Here is a 13,769-nt window from a genome sequence, read left to right as displayed (position 1 = left end):
GAATCGAATGATTGAAATTCCGGAGGAAATAAAAAGCCTATACCGGGAAAACAATATCTTTAAACAGACGGTAAAGACGGCCAGACTTAGATTTTACGATGGAAGCATTGATTTACTATATCCAGGAGATAATGTGTGGCCGTCAGATGATCTGTTTCCAGTAGATGATACTCCCATGTTATTGGTTGATAAGGACCAGATCTCGTCAGAATCGTTCGTATTGGAGCAGGCAGTATGCGACACTAAGGATCTAAAATTTGGGGAATGCAGCGCTGCCAGATTGGAGATCATCGTTAATAATGTCAATATGGACGTTACCGGGAAAGAATTTACACTGTCCATAGAAGTGGGCGATTATGAAATGATGCTGGGAATTTATAAGGTTGCCAGTTTTGTTCGGCAGGCAGATGTAAGTAAGAAAAAGATCGTAGCCTATGACCGTATGCTGAATTTCGATATTGATGTGTCAGCCTGGTACCGCAGTCTAACCTTTCCCATGACATTAAAAAAATATCGTGATTCCCTGTGTGAATTCATTGGGATCCGGCAGCAGGAGATCACGCTACCACTGGACGATATGGAAGTAACAAGATCCATTGATCCATCTAAGCTGTCCGGACGAGATGCTATGAAAGCGATCTGTGAAATTAATGGCTGTTTTGGTCAGATTGATATTACCGGCAGATTTAAGTATGTCTTCCTGGGATCGTCCGGACTCTTCCCGTCAGAGGAACTTTATCCTGCAGACGATATATTTCCCTCGCAGCTAGAAGGCGAAACCCTGTCCCATTACAACCCGTCAGGGACTACCTATGAAGATTTCCTGACCTATGGTATCGATAAGGTACAGATCAGGCAGGAAGAGGGGGATGTGGGTGCTTCCTATGGCAGGGGAACCAACGCATATACCATACAGGGTAATTTCCTTGTGTTCGGTAAAAAGGCGGAGGATCTGCTTAATATAGCCATCACAGTATATGACCAGATATCCGGAAAGGTATATCGCCCCTGCAAGATCGTAACACAGGCGCTTCCCTGGATAGAGCCAGGGGATGGGATTATCTGTTACACCAGTGATGATGTGATAGAAACCTACTGCCTGAAACGGACCATAAAAGGCATTCAGGCAATGATGGACACCTTTGAAGCGGCCGGTACCAGGGAGCGAAAGGAAAGCTTTGGAATCCCGACTCAGATTATTCAGCTGGAAGGAAAGACGGCTATTATTAAAAAATCTGTGGGAGAAGTCTCTGCCAGATTATCGGACTTAAAAGAAGAAACTGAATCAAAGTTCATTCAAACAGCGGAACAGATCCTTCAGGAAGTAACCAGGGCAACGCAGGCAGAGGCATCATTAAAACTCACAGCGGATCAAATTAATTTATCTGTAAAGAATTTAAAAGAGTATACAGAGGGGCAATTTAGAGTTACAGCGGATCAGATACTTGCAAAGGTGAGTAAGGGTGATGTATCGGCGGAAATTTCTGTTGAGAGTGGTGGCGTAAATATCAGAGGAAACCGATTCTCATGGACCTCAGACTTTTCCAGTATGACCAGTGATGGAAAGCTGACCTGCCGGAACATCGTTGCTATTAATGGGGTGTTTTCCGGTAATTTATCATCAACATCTTTTTATGCAAATGGTAACGCCGTGGCATTTGGGGACTTTTATGTTAGTGCTGATGGAACGAATCTGCTACGGTCAAATAGAGGGTGGTTTAGGGTCAATTCTCAAGGTGCTCCTGAAGGAAGTCCGGGTGGGGATTATGCTTCTTTATATGTAGGCGGTCAAGGATATGGGGGAGTTACGATTAATGGAATAGGAACAATAGATACAGGCGGAAGTATTCAGTGCTCTGATGTTTATTTAAGGGATTCATGGACAGCAGGTTGGGGATTGTTACGAATGTTAAAGGACTTGTATAATAGGGTAGGTGCGCTGGAGAGGTAAGTTGACAATTTTTTAATAATGATATATCCTAATGTAAAAGGGGGTATACAAAATGAAAAAAAATAAATTAGTTACTCTTTTTGCGCTTTTAATTAGTATATTTACAAGTTTTACCGTTTGTGCACAAGAAGGATTAGGCGCACTAAAATATACAGACACTGATCGCGTTTGGGTGTATGTCCAAGAAGATGGAACAAAACTCATAAGCCAATGGAAATATACAAAGGAAAATTGGTATTATTTCGACGAAAATGGAGAGTCCAAGCAAAGCACATGGGCTCAAATTGATGGCAAGTGGTACTATTTCGATAACTTTAGCAGAATGCTTCATGACACCACAACCCCTGACGGCTATACAGTCGGATCGGATGGCGTTTGGGTTCAATAACTAAATAAAACTATAACACAGAGCGAGGATAATTTCCCCGCTCTTTTTGTGTGCAGAAAGGAGGAAAAAATTGAAGAAAGTAATTACTTACACAGAGGATCAGATTGCACAGATCGGCGCTCTTCTAAACGGAATTATTTCTACGGGAGTTCAAAGCGCTAAGAGCATAGCTGTAATTGCTCAAATTTTAGATTCCGGAACACCTGGAGAAATTAAAGAGCCGGAACAGCCTAAGAAGAAAGGAGGAGAGGGTTAATGCCATACCAACCATATTATTACATAACAGACTGGCAGAACTGGCCATCTCAAAAGACAGCGGTAAACCGTACCCACCTTCTGAAAATAGAAAATGGTATCAAGGAAGCTGATAACCGGATCGTACAGATTGATGCAAACAAAGCCGATCAGTCCATAGTAAACACCATGGTAAAAGATGTGACGCTAGATACTGATACCGGAATACTTACCGTAACGCTGCTAAACGGTTCTGTAAAATCCTATGATCTGGATATTGAAAAGGTTGTAACAAACTTTGATATTACGGACGATGATAAGTTAGTTCTCACACTGGCGGACGGAACGAAGAAAGTCATTGATCTGACGCGGTTCGTTTATTCAGTGAAAAGCACTGCCACGATCTCCATGACGATCAATGATCGGGTTATGAGGGCAAATATAGTTGACGGATCTGTGACTATGGGAAAGCTTGATGCTGCCATACAGACAGAGTTTAGGCAGTATATGCTGGACGCTCAGTCCGCCCGTGATGCTGCCCTGCAGTATCAAAAGAATGCAAAACGGTATACAGAGGGTGATGAAGACTTTCCGGAAAGTGAAACAGATAACGCCAAGTATTACTATGAGCAGGTGAAGTTAAATGCTGCGACTTCCGGCCAGAATGCTCAGGCTGCGGCAAACAGTGAACAGATAGCCGCGGAGCAGGCAAATATAGCAAGACAAAAGGCAACGAATGCCTCCACCAGTGAAACTAACGCTGCATCGAGTGCACAAATTGCCACCCAGAAAGCCACAGCTGCAGCAACAAGTGAACAGTCTGCCAAAGATAAAGCAGACTCAGCCGCGGCATCGGCTTTAACTGCAGCGCAGAAAGCCGGTGATGCTTCCACCAGTGAAGCCAACGCTAAAACCTATATGCAGGGTGCGGGTAACTATGCAAGTCAGGCGCAGTCAGAAGCAAATAGGGCGAAAAGTGAAGCGGATAGAGCGGCTACTTATGCCGGGCAGGCTAATCCTGGAGCACTTACAGGGATTGAAGCTATCGATACCACTGGCATTTTAGGGACAGAGGGGGCAACGGTATGGGCTCAGTCGTTAATTGATTCTATAACAAATAAAAGATCCCACATAGTACCAATGGAGGAAAATATCCCAGTGAGTCAGCGTAAAAAGAATACCTGGTATTTAAAAGTGACCGATGAGCAAACAGCCGGAGTCCAGGAACGTATTAAAATAAGCCCAACTATGGGATTAAATATTATATCAAAGAAAAGCGAGGATTAAGAATATGGCAGAAACATACAAAGTAAGGGTTCAGGTTTATGATGAAGTAACTGGTGAGTTAAAGGGGGATGCTGACGTACAAACAACTGCTGATTTAGTTTACTTTACTGACGGACAAACATTCCAGCAGAAATTAGATTCAGGGGTGCTAAAGGGTGCAAATGGTAATACGGGCGCAACAGGCCAGCGCGGAAGCAAGTGGAACAGCGGAACTGGAATTACAGGTACAAGCACAACCGCCACAGTATTCAGCGGATCAGGTGTATCCTCTGCTCTTGTAGACGACTATTACGTTAATATGGGAACCGGTGCGGACAAAGGAAGGGTCTATATTTGTACTGTTGCTGGGAATGCAACTACAGCAAAGTGGGTTTACGTAGGAAGTATTTTAGGACCAGCCGGTCCCACAGGAGCCACCGGTCAAACAGGAGCTACAGGCCCGACTGGCGCAACCGGTGCAAAGGGAGCTGATGGAAAAGATGGGGACGGTATAAAAGTCGGAACATCGCTTGAAACAGCTGTGGATCGTAAGCTTTTTCTGAAAATTATTGGATAAGGAGATTGACTAAATATGGCAAATAAAATAAAAGCCGAATTCCAAGATGCTGGAGGAAATATTTATCACTTACATACTTCTGCAGATGTGGTTTTCTTGGAAGACGGATCGACTTTAGAATCAAAACTTGGAACCTTAGTGGATAGTTCGGACGGCGATATCTCAGCAACGAAAATTTCTACAGTGGATACGGTTTCCACTGGCTTTCCAGTTCCAGTCGCAGGAGAGAGTACAAAAACCTTTGCGGGAAAGGTGAAAAAGTTTTTCCAAGATTTCGTGGCCTTAAAGGATACGCTGTTAACCCTTAGTAAGTTGGTTAATAATGGACAAACCACAGCAACCGGATTCGCTCTTGATGCCAGGTATGGGAAAACACTGTATGATTTGTATGCTCAGCTAAATAGCAATTTAACAGTATTAAAAAACAAAGCCCCAAGCGATCTATCTTACATATCTAATTTCTTGCCACGCATAGGTGATATTGTTGGTCCGGGGCAAAGCGTTAACCTCTTAAATGATATAACTTACATGGTTAATACAAAGGGGATATTGAGTGGATGTTTCGGATATGCAAATATTGCTTATACCGACAAGCCTACCGGGGTTTCTGATTGGGGATACGTTGAATATTTCAAGCACGCCGATAATTATGTTACTGTTAAAATTTATCCAGAATCAACCTCTGATTTTTACATCGGAAGATTTACGCTGGGGCAATCCACATGGAGTGTGCCGTGGAAAAAAGTTCAATACAGTACTTAAATGATCATTTATGAAGTTAGTTTTTTCCAAGTGCCGTATCCTGTTCCAGCTGTGATAACCTTAGTATACACGTCACCATTATGGTCATATAGTGTTTGCCATACTTTAGTTCCGTTAGCTGCTGCATTGCCGTTCACAACAACTTCTACATATCCACTAACCGCACCACTATATGGAGCATTTGCGGCAGTTCCAGAATCGTTGTAAACCCTCCAGCGCCCAGGCGCTATGGCATTTCCACCACCATTAAAATTTGTGACATAACCGACATTGGATAAATCGTGTATATTTGTAACGGCACTACTTACATTAAATAAATCACTGGCATTAGCTTTGTTATTTAAATTGCTATTTAAGTAAATAAACTTTTAAACCAGTCCCTTATTGGGGCTTATTTTTATGCCTAAGAGGCAGAAAGGAGTCTATAACATGGACAAAATTATTTTAAAGAATGAAAATATTATTGAAATTGAGGAGAGCAGCAACGGGGAAAGCTTCCGAAAGATTTTTTCGGATCCTCAGGAGTACCTTACAACGCTGGCAATGCTTACTCCGGAGAATTTAAGTGCCTACCAGGTGCAAAACAGTGAGGGCCTTACCTGTGCAAATCCGGTAAACAAGGAATGCCTGACACAGAATGTTACCGCCTTATGGTCTACGGATGGGATTCTGGCGGGACTTGATGTAACCTTTAACATTACTGATGTAGACATGTTAGCAAAGGCAGTAAAGGAACTGCAGGCTGGACAGCAGACCCAGGATTTCGCTATCACAGATCTGGGAGAGACTGTGGCCAAACTGGCAGAAGGGGGTGTGCAGTAATGGGTGAATTTTATGGGAAAAGAATTAGAAATAGCATTATAACAATCGAACAGGTGCCTGTTTACTGGTTAGCGAAAACTCAGAAATGGTTAAATGAAAATTAGGAAAGAGTGAGGATGATGAAAATGGATAGAATTACAGAACTACTTGCCCTGGCATGGGGAAGCCCGATTATTAAACTGGTTATTTTAGCAGTGGTGATGGATACCTGCTTCGGCTGCATCAGAGCGATTAAGGAGCATAAGTTTAACAGCTGTTTCGGCATTGATGGAGCGATACGGAAGATCTCCATGGTAGCTTCATTGGCGTTCCTACTGATACTTGATCGGATCGTACATCTTAATCTGATCGGCTTCATTCCGGAAGCAATCCGGTCCTATCTGCCGGTGAATGCCATTGGGGTGGCGGAGTTCTTCGGACTACTGTACATAGCATATGAGCTGGTAAGCATTCTTAAAAACATGACTCTGTGTGGTCTGCCGGTGAAGCGCTTATGGGAGACAGTAAAGAAATTCCTTACACAGTACACGGACGAGCTGCCGGATAACACTTAATTTGTTGCGACCGTCGCAACGGTTGTAATGTCACAACTTTATGGACCTGGGATACTCCTGGGTCCTTTTTCGATTGGAGGAATATACATGAGTAATGCAGTGAATGATTTAATTAATAAGGCAAAAGCTTGGAACGGGTATCTAGAAAAGAAAAGCAATGCTAATTTAGATGACTTTACAGCCAATGCAGGAAGTAACAATTTTACCTGCTTTGCCAGGGATTACAAGATTCATACCGGTTATAATCTGCAGGGACAGGCATGGTGCGCTATGTTCGTATCGGAGGTATTTGTCCAGATGTTTGGTCTGGAAGCTGCCAAGAAACTTCTGGCCGGTAAACCGTACCATTATTGTCCTACGGGTGTAAATCAGTTTAAAGCGGCTGGCAGATGGCACATAAAACCGGAGCCGGGAGACGTGATCTTCTTCACAAACGGTACCAGGGCGTATCATACCGGTATTGTCACAGAGGTTACTTCTACCAAGGTAAAAACAATAGAGGGAAATACTTCCGGGGCAAGTGGCGTGATTGAGAATGGCGGGGGAGTCTGCCAGAAGTCCTATAGCTTGTCCTATGAAAGGATTATGGGATATGGTCGGCCAGATTGGAGTATTTTTCTGACAGAGGAAAAGAAATCCGGCTGGAAAGAAGAGAACGGCGGATGGCGTTTTTACAATGGAGATACCGGGGAGTGCGTTCGAAATGCTTGGCATGAGGATAAAGAAAAGAACCTCTGGTACTGGTTTGACGGCGCTGGCATGATGGTCACAAACACCTGGTACAAATATAACAGCGCATGGTATTACCTGGGACCTGATGGAGCTATGTGCAAGTCTCAGCTGGTGGAGAATTCTGGAAAGATCTATGCCATGGACGCTGATGGTAAGATGATAACGGAACCGGTAAGGCTCACACCGGATAAAGATGGAGCACTGCAATATCCGGGACTAGTGAAATAGAAATCTCTAAACATGTTTTCCAGAGTAAGTGGAAGATATATAAATTAATATGGTGCTATAGAACCTATCAAAGGAATGCATTGTAAATATATACAAATAAACGTAGTATAATTTGTGCATAACGTAGAAAATACATGTCTACATAATGCGATTTATTCCGTTAAACAGGAGTTTACTTAATTAAACTCAAAACAATGGTAGGCATTTCGGAACGCCTACGGACAGTTAGAGACATTTTGAAGCTTCTAATTTACTTAACTAAATCAGGATTTAACGGAGATAATAAGCTTTTTAGTAGGGATTTACAATGTTTTTCAAACATGATATGCTATATTTATAAACCTGTAGAAATTTTGTCAACATCTTGACAAATAGAACATGTGTTCGTATAATTAATTAAAGCAATATAATAAAAAAGGGGGCTTCAAGGTTGCTACAATTGAAAGACGGAATAACTAATCATGATTCAACAACAATGTATGCATTGATAGAAAAGGTAATAAAACTACCAGAGGATGTTTTTAATACTTTCGGTACATTGCTTATAAGAGATAAAAGCGAGGCAAAAGAGATCTTAATTCAAATTAGTAAAGAGCGAGGATAATTTCCCCGCTCTTTTAACTTAATCATATACTTTTTGCGGTACTAAAACGGTACTAAAATCTTTTGCGCACATTGCTTTTTCAGTAAAACTTAGCTTTTGAATGCATTTTTTGCTTGTAAATACGTTGTTTGCTTGAGAGCGTAAGTATAGAATTATTGTATATGACGTAGAAGAAGATGAAAATTATAGTTATTTAATTGAAGAGTATTTGGAAGGAGATTCCTTATATGATCTTGTGAAAAAACAGGGTCATCTGTCGCGGGAGCTGACCATTTTCTATGGAATTCAGCTTGCCAGCATCATTAATTACCTGCATCTCGCAGGAACAACCCCTATATTACATTTAGATTTACAGCCGAAAAACCTGTTATTATGCCATGATGCCATTAAACTCATTGACTTTGGACTGGCTGCATCGTTAAAAGAAGCAAATAAGCCCGGAGAACGATATGGTACGGTAGGCTGCGCTGCCCCAGAACAGTATGAAGCAGAAGCAGTGCTTGATGAAAGAACAGATATTTATGCCATTGGCACGATCCTCTGTTATCTTTACACTGGGAAATTTCCTGAGCTGCCTTTTATACCAGCATCGTCCATGGATCGGGGACTGGCAGCAGTTATCGGGCAATGTATCTGTAAAGAAAAGGAAAACAGGTATTCAACGGCGCAGGAGCTTATGGAACAGCTCCGACAGTTAAAAAAAACGGAAACGGATGCAAAAAAACGTCTGCAATCATCATCTCTTACAATTGCTCTTTCAGGGAGCAAATCCGGAGCAGGAACAACCCACATTGGTATTGGCCTGTCTGTCTACCTTAAAAATCAAGGATTTCCCAACTTATTAGAAGAAAAACAGGACTCTTTTATGGGAGCCGGTCTTTTTAAATTCACAAAAGCAAAGCGGGACAGCTATGGTTTGCTGCATTACAGAAACTTAATTATAAAGCCATATTACGGAGCGGAAGTGAAATTAAAGGATCCCCCCTTTCATGTGCACCTGATGGATTGGGGAGAGAATTTAAGTCAGGCGCTTTGTATGGCACCTGATGCGGTAATACTGGTGTGCGATGCCAGTATATGGAATCAGATTCATGCCTTTGAAGCTGTGGAAGAGGTAATAAGATCCGGGATTCCCTATGCCGTCATATACAATCACTGGGCGTCTGATAAAAAAACCTGTATCCCGAAAGGTGCACAAGCATCAGTCTTTTTTCGGGCTCCATATTTCTCTGATCCATTTACAGTTAATAATGAACTGGAGACTTTTTATCAGGCTGTCACCAATGAAATCCTGGCGGAAACCCGGGGAGGAAAATGGGATTTACCAGTTATGGGCTGGGGAAAAAAAGTAATGAAAAAACTAAGGATAAAAGAGCGATGTTTTCCAGGAAAGGGTTAACTTCTATGAAGGGATTTACTAAAAGAGGCTGGAAACCGGGTAACCCCTTTGGTAAGGTCGAGACTCCTGAATTAATCGGTGTTATTGGTGCCGGAAGAGGGACAGGAGTGACTCATTTTTCAGTCATGACGGCAGGATATTTATCTGGTGTGCTGAGAATGCGGTGTGCAGTTTTGGAATGGAATCATCATGAGTCCTTTTCGTGTATGAGAGCTGCCTGTTCCAGTGGAAAAAAAGGTGAAAACCCGTTTCGGGTTCTTGAGACAGATTATTTCGAAAAAGCGGGGATTAATACATTGCTGTTGTGTAAAAAGTCCGGCTATCATGTTGTAATTGTGGATTATGGGTCTGCAAAGGAAGGCAATCTGGAAGAGTTTTACCGATGCAGCAGGCAACTTGTAATAGGAAGTCTTAGTGAGTGGCAGATTGGTGAGTTTCTGGAATTTGAAAAGAGGGGGATAAAAACGGAGAAAAGCTGGGACAGCCTGGTATCATTTGGCAGTGAAGAAGCAAGAGCAAGTCTGGAAAAAAGATTAAAAGTTCCGATCAGAAGAATTCCGTTTTCCATTGATCCATTTTCTGTCACTTCTGAGACTATCAGTTTTTACGAAAAATTATTTTAAAATACGAAAGATAAAACGGCGGGGAGATAGCAATATGAGTAAAGAAGACAGCGGTATATGGAAAGAAGGTAAAAGAGACCAGTATCTGGAAGGACTGAAAAGGTACAGAAATAAGGGGGTTCCCATTGTGATCGACGGCGAGGAACTGCCTGAGACAGACTGGGGGAGAATATTTGAAATAAGGGAGGATGACAGCTTTTATATGGCAGACTATGTTCCTGATGAGGAGACCGGCAAACTGCAGGAAATCAGATTTGATCGCGTCTACAACCGGTAATTTCAGGGAACATGGGATCAGGGGCGCGTTGGCGGATTCCATCTTCAGCCCGGAGAGAATGAGTTTAAGCGCGTCAGGGTGGGACAGGGGAAACAGAATGTAATGAAAATGTAAATTCCAAAAAGAAAGAAGTATGATATAATCTAAAAGATATTACAGAAATGAGTTCATAAGATATGATCCATAAGCAGGAGGAAAACAGATGAAGAGGAAAGCAGTGCCGGTTATGGTGGCGCTGGGATTGATTTTGCTGGTTCTGGCCGGCTCTTTCGGAGTCCGGTTTTTGGAACGGTATATTCCATCCAGTGAGCAGGCAGATTTGACTGAGATTTTTGGGGTCACAGGGGATGAGGTAGCAGTTTTTTTAAATGAGAATCTTCAGGAAACCAAAGGTCTTTTTGCAGAGGATCAGACCTACCTTCCCATCAGTTGGATCAATGAAAATTTAAATGAGCGTTTTTACTGGGACAGCAATGAGAAGCTGCTTGTGTATACGCTTCCGGATTCCATTGTTTATGCAGACCAGAATACAAAAGGTTCTTCCGGAAAATCACTGATTCTGGAAAAAGGGGATACTGTGTATTTATCCCTGGGTCTTATTGCTAACTATACAGATGCTGAGTTTACCGCGTATGATTCAGCTGTAAATAAGCGGGTGTTTATTAATAATAACTGGACGGATAAAGAACGGGCTACCGTTGTTAAAGACGGTAATGTGCGTATCAAGGGCGGAGTCAGGAGTCCCATTGCAACTCATGTGAATGAGGGGAGTAAAGTGACGGTTCTGGATTCCATGGACAAATGGGATAAAATCAGGACAGAGGATGGTTTTATTGGCTATGTAGAACGCAGACGCCTTGGAGAAACGCAAAAAGAGGCTTCCGTAAGTACTTTTACAAAGCCGGTTTACAAAAATATAACCATGGATCAGCCGGTTTGCCTGGTATGGCATCAGGTTACCTCTGCAGATGGAAATTCTACCTTTGACAGTCTGATTGCCAATACCTCAGGGGTTAACGTGATTTCACCAACATGGTATGAATTAAGTGATAATGAAGGTGGTTTTCATTCCCTGGCAGATGCGGGGTATGTAAAGAAGGCTCACGACAAAGGATTGAAGGTCTGGGCACTGATTAATAACTTTAGTTCAGATGTGAATACGGAGATCCTGATGTCTAAAACATCAACAAGGAAAAAACTGATTGATAGCCTGATGGCAGAGGCAAAGACCTATGGATTTGACGGCATTAATCTGGATTTTGAAGGCATAAAAGAGGAAGCGGGTCCTCATTATATTCAGTTTATCAGAGAACTGTCCATCCCATGCAGAGAAAAGGGGCTTGTTCTGTCTGTGGATAATTACGTGCCCGTTGCAGGAAATGAGTTTTATAACCGGAAGGAACAGGGAATTGTAGCTGATTATGTGATCATTATGGGTTACGATGAACATTATGCAGGCGGAGAGGCCGGATCTGTGTCCTCTATTCAATATGTGGAAGATGGAATTAAGAATACGCTTAAAGTTGTTCCAAAGGAAAAAGTTATTAATGGTATTCCTTTTTACACCAGAATATGGACGGAAGGAACAGATGGAAAGACTTCATCCTCTGCCATTGGTATCGCAAAATCCAAAGAATGGGTTACGAAAAATGATGTGAAACTGTACTGGCAGGAAGAGTTGGGACAGTATTACGGAGAGCTTCAGACAGAAGAAGGCAAAAAGACTGTGTGGCTGGAGGAAGAACGTTCCATCGGCCTGAAGATGAATTTAATCCGCCAGTATGATCTGGCAGGTGTGGCATGCTGGAAGCTGGGATTTGAGCCGGCTGATTTGTGGGATGAAGTACGGCTTGGCAAGGAATAACAAAAGAAAGGGATAGGCAGGAAGGTCCGTTTATGAAAAAGAGGGTATTATTGGCAGCATTGGCGGCTGCAGTTTGTGTAACTTCAGGCTGTTCTTTTAAAAAAGGAGCACAGGAACTTACACAGGAAGAGAGTACGGCGCAGCCGGAGACAACCGTTACACAAGTACAGACACCTTCCACAGCACAGGTACCGGAATCCTCCGGGGAGTCCTCGCCAGAACAAACCCAGGCACTAGAGGAAGGAACCGCCAGGATAATAATAGCTACAGATATTCATTATCTGGCCAGAGATTTAACCGATATGCAGATGAGCTATGAATATACGGCTGATCACGGAGATGGCAAAGTGATGAAATATATCTGGGAAATTACAGATGCGTTCATTGACGAAGTAAAAGCAGAAAAGCCGGATCTGGTTATATTAGAGGGAGATTTAACTTATAACGGAGAGCGGGATAGCCATATAGAACTTGCCAGTAAACTGGAGGCCATAGAAGAAGCGGGAATTCCTGTAATCGTTATTCCTGGAAACCATGATATTAATAATCCTGATGCCTGCCGGTTTGAGGGAGAGTCCATAGTTAATACGGAGAGTATTACACCAGAAGAATTTGAAGAGATATATGACGAATTCGGATATAGTGAGGCGGTGAGCCGGGACCCGGCTTCCTTAAGCTATGTATACCAGATCAATGATAAAACCAGAGCTCTGATGCTTGACAGCTGCCAGTATGACCCCAAGAATCTGGTGGGCGGCATGATAAAGGATGATACATACACCTGGATTGAGGAGCAGATGGAAGAGGCCTGGAATCTGGGAATGAAAGTGATTCCTGTGGCCCATCATAATTTACTTGATGAAAGTGAAGTTTATCTTCAGGATTGTACCATCGAGCATAGTGAACAGCTCATTGATCAGCTGGAGAGCTGGGAAGTTCCTTTATTTTTAAGCGGACATCTTCATGTTCAGCATTACAAGAGATCCCATGGCGATTCTGGAATTTATGAAATAGTGACAGGCTCTCTGTCTACGCCTCCATGTTTGTACGGAATTCTGGAGTATGGACCGGAAGGAACCTTTAACTACCATACGAAATCCCTTGATATGAAAGCCTGGGCAGAGAAAACAGGAAATAAGGACAAGAATCTTTTGAATTTCAGTAATTATGGTAGAAAGTATTTGAGTAAAGTATTTTATAATCAGGCTCAGGATGAGTTTAATAGCTTAAACACCCTTCAGGGTCTGACTGAAAGTCAACGGGATATGATGGCTAAAGTATACGCAGAACTGAATTCTGCGTGTTATGAAGGTAAAGTAGCGGATATTCGGGAGAAAGTCATGGCAAAAAAAGGATATAAATTATGGCAGGAAGAGGGGTATCCCAGTATTTTATCCCAGTATCTGGAGTGGATCACTGCAGATGGCGGCAGAGACTATAACACATTAAGCGTTAAATAAAAGGAAAGTCACTTGTACCGGTTCTTTT

General features: G+C 42.5%; 15 protein-coding genes. All 15 read left to right on the top strand.

What is annotated here, in order from left to right; all coding sequences use genetic code 11:
* Nucleotides 1–7 precede the first annotated feature (7 nt).
* The 15 genes from BXY41_RS15380 (at nt 8) to BXY41_RS15315 (ending at nt 13,741) form a co-directional block, all read left to right on the top strand.
* Nucleotides 8–1,951 (top strand): hypothetical protein, encoded by a 1,944-nt coding sequence (locus tag BXY41_RS15380; protein ID WP_104437750.1) that lies wholly within the window; start codon nt 8–10, stop codon nt 1,949–1,951.
* A 52-nt stretch (nt 1,952–2,003) separates the two neighbouring features.
* Entirely contained in the window at nt 2,004–2,339 is a 336-nt protein-coding gene (locus BXY41_RS15375; protein WP_104437749.1) for a hypothetical protein, read from the top strand.
* Nucleotides 2,340–2,409: 70 nt separating this feature from the next.
* On the top strand, nt 2,410–2,595 hold the full coding sequence (locus tag BXY41_RS15370) for a hypothetical protein (RefSeq protein WP_104437748.1): 186 nt from the start codon (nt 2,410–2,412) through the stop codon (nt 2,593–2,595).
* The gene (locus BXY41_RS15365; protein ID WP_104437747.1) at nt 2,595–3,860 is read left to right on the top strand and encodes a hypothetical protein; all 1,266 of its coding nucleotides are present in this window, start codon (nt 2,595–2,597) and stop codon (nt 3,858–3,860) included. The genes BXY41_RS15370 and BXY41_RS15365 overlap by 1 nt, the downstream gene beginning before the upstream one ends.
* 4 nt (nt 3,861–3,864) lie before the next feature.
* A complete protein-coding gene (locus BXY41_RS15360; protein WP_104437746.1) occupies nt 3,865–4,416 on the top strand; it encodes a collagen-like triple helix repeat-containing protein in 552 nt (183 codons plus the stop codon).
* Between the two features lie 15 nt (nt 4,417–4,431).
* The gene (locus tag BXY41_RS15355; RefSeq protein ID WP_104437745.1) at nt 4,432–5,178 is read left to right on the top strand and encodes a hypothetical protein; all 747 of its coding nucleotides are present in this window, start codon (nt 4,432–4,434) and stop codon (nt 5,176–5,178) included.
* Between the two features lie 429 nt (nt 5,179–5,607).
* Nucleotides 5,608–6,000, top strand: coding sequence for a hypothetical protein (locus BXY41_RS15350; RefSeq protein WP_104437744.1), 393 nt, complete (start codon nt 5,608–5,610; stop codon nt 5,998–6,000).
* 125 nt (nt 6,001–6,125) lie between these two features.
* Nucleotides 6,126–6,554: a phage holin family protein gene (locus BXY41_RS15345; protein ID WP_104437937.1), complete on the top strand. Its 429-nt coding sequence runs from the start codon at nt 6,126–6,128 to the stop codon at nt 6,552–6,554.
* 87 nt (nt 6,555–6,641) lie between these two features.
* Nucleotides 6,642–7,514, top strand: a complete 873-nt coding sequence (locus BXY41_RS15340; protein WP_104437743.1) for a CHAP domain-containing protein — start codon at nt 6,642–6,644, stop codon at nt 7,512–7,514.
* Nucleotides 7,515–7,944: 430 nt separating this feature from the next.
* Nucleotides 7,945–8,118, top strand: a complete 174-nt coding sequence (locus BXY41_RS26805) for a hypothetical protein (RefSeq protein ID WP_170072397.1) — start codon at nt 7,945–7,947, stop codon at nt 8,116–8,118.
* Nucleotides 8,119–8,269: 151 nt separating this feature from the next.
* On the top strand, nt 8,270–9,517 hold the full coding sequence (locus tag BXY41_RS15335) for a protein kinase domain-containing protein (protein ID WP_104437742.1): 1,248 nt from the start codon (nt 8,270–8,272) through the stop codon (nt 9,515–9,517).
* Nucleotides 9,518–9,522: 5 nt separating this feature from the next.
* Entirely contained in the window at nt 9,523–10,140 is a 618-nt protein-coding gene (locus tag BXY41_RS15330) for a hypothetical protein (RefSeq protein WP_104437936.1), read from the top strand.
* Between the two features lie 34 nt (nt 10,141–10,174).
* Nucleotides 10,175–10,417, top strand: coding sequence for a hypothetical protein (locus BXY41_RS15325; protein ID WP_104437741.1), 243 nt, complete (start codon nt 10,175–10,177; stop codon nt 10,415–10,417).
* A gap of 202 nt (nt 10,418–10,619) precedes the next feature.
* Nucleotides 10,620–12,281 (top strand): glycosyl hydrolase family 18 protein, encoded by a 1,662-nt coding sequence (locus tag BXY41_RS15320; protein ID WP_104437740.1) that lies wholly within the window; start codon nt 10,620–10,622, stop codon nt 12,279–12,281.
* A gap of 32 nt (nt 12,282–12,313) precedes the next feature.
* A complete protein-coding gene (locus BXY41_RS15315) occupies nt 12,314–13,741 on the top strand; it encodes a metallophosphoesterase (RefSeq protein WP_104437739.1) in 1,428 nt (475 codons plus the stop codon).
* Nucleotides 13,742–13,769: the final 28 nt, after the last annotated feature.

The organism is Lacrimispora xylanisolvens (genome assembly GCF_002934545.1).
In the GTDB taxonomy this organism is placed as follows: domain Bacteria; phylum Bacillota; class Clostridia; order Lachnospirales; family Lachnospiraceae; genus Lacrimispora; species Lacrimispora xylanisolvens.
This window is presented reverse-complemented; position numbering and strand designations above follow the sequence as displayed.

Coding starts and splice junctions, on each gene's coding strand:
- BXY41_RS15380 (WP_104437750.1), top strand. CDS start 8: ATGATTGAAATTCCGGAGGAAATAAAAAGCCTATACCGGGAAAACAAT.
- BXY41_RS15375 (WP_104437749.1), top strand. CDS start 2,004: ATGAAAAAAAATAAATTAGTTACTCTTTTTGCGCTTTTAATTAGTATA.
- BXY41_RS15365 (WP_104437747.1), top strand. CDS start 2,595: ATGCCATACCAACCATATTATTACATAACAGACTGGCAGAACTGGCCA.
- BXY41_RS15360 (WP_104437746.1), top strand. CDS start 3,865: ATGGCAGAAACATACAAAGTAAGGGTTCAGGTTTATGATGAAGTAACT.
- BXY41_RS15355 (WP_104437745.1), top strand. CDS start 4,432: ATGGCAAATAAAATAAAAGCCGAATTCCAAGATGCTGGAGGAAATATT.
- BXY41_RS15350 (WP_104437744.1), top strand. CDS start 5,608: ATGGACAAAATTATTTTAAAGAATGAAAATATTATTGAAATTGAGGAG.
- BXY41_RS15345 (WP_104437937.1), top strand. CDS start 6,126: ATGGATAGAATTACAGAACTACTTGCCCTGGCATGGGGAAGCCCGATT.
- BXY41_RS15340 (WP_104437743.1), top strand. CDS start 6,642: ATGAGTAATGCAGTGAATGATTTAATTAATAAGGCAAAAGCTTGGAAC.
- BXY41_RS15330 (WP_104437936.1), top strand. CDS start 9,523: ATGAAGGGATTTACTAAAAGAGGCTGGAAACCGGGTAACCCCTTTGGT.
- BXY41_RS15325 (WP_104437741.1), top strand. CDS start 10,175: ATGAGTAAAGAAGACAGCGGTATATGGAAAGAAGGTAAAAGAGACCAG.
- BXY41_RS15320 (WP_104437740.1), top strand. CDS start 10,620: ATGAAGAGGAAAGCAGTGCCGGTTATGGTGGCGCTGGGATTGATTTTG.
- BXY41_RS15315 (WP_104437739.1), top strand. CDS start 12,314: ATGAAAAAGAGGGTATTATTGGCAGCATTGGCGGCTGCAGTTTGTGTA.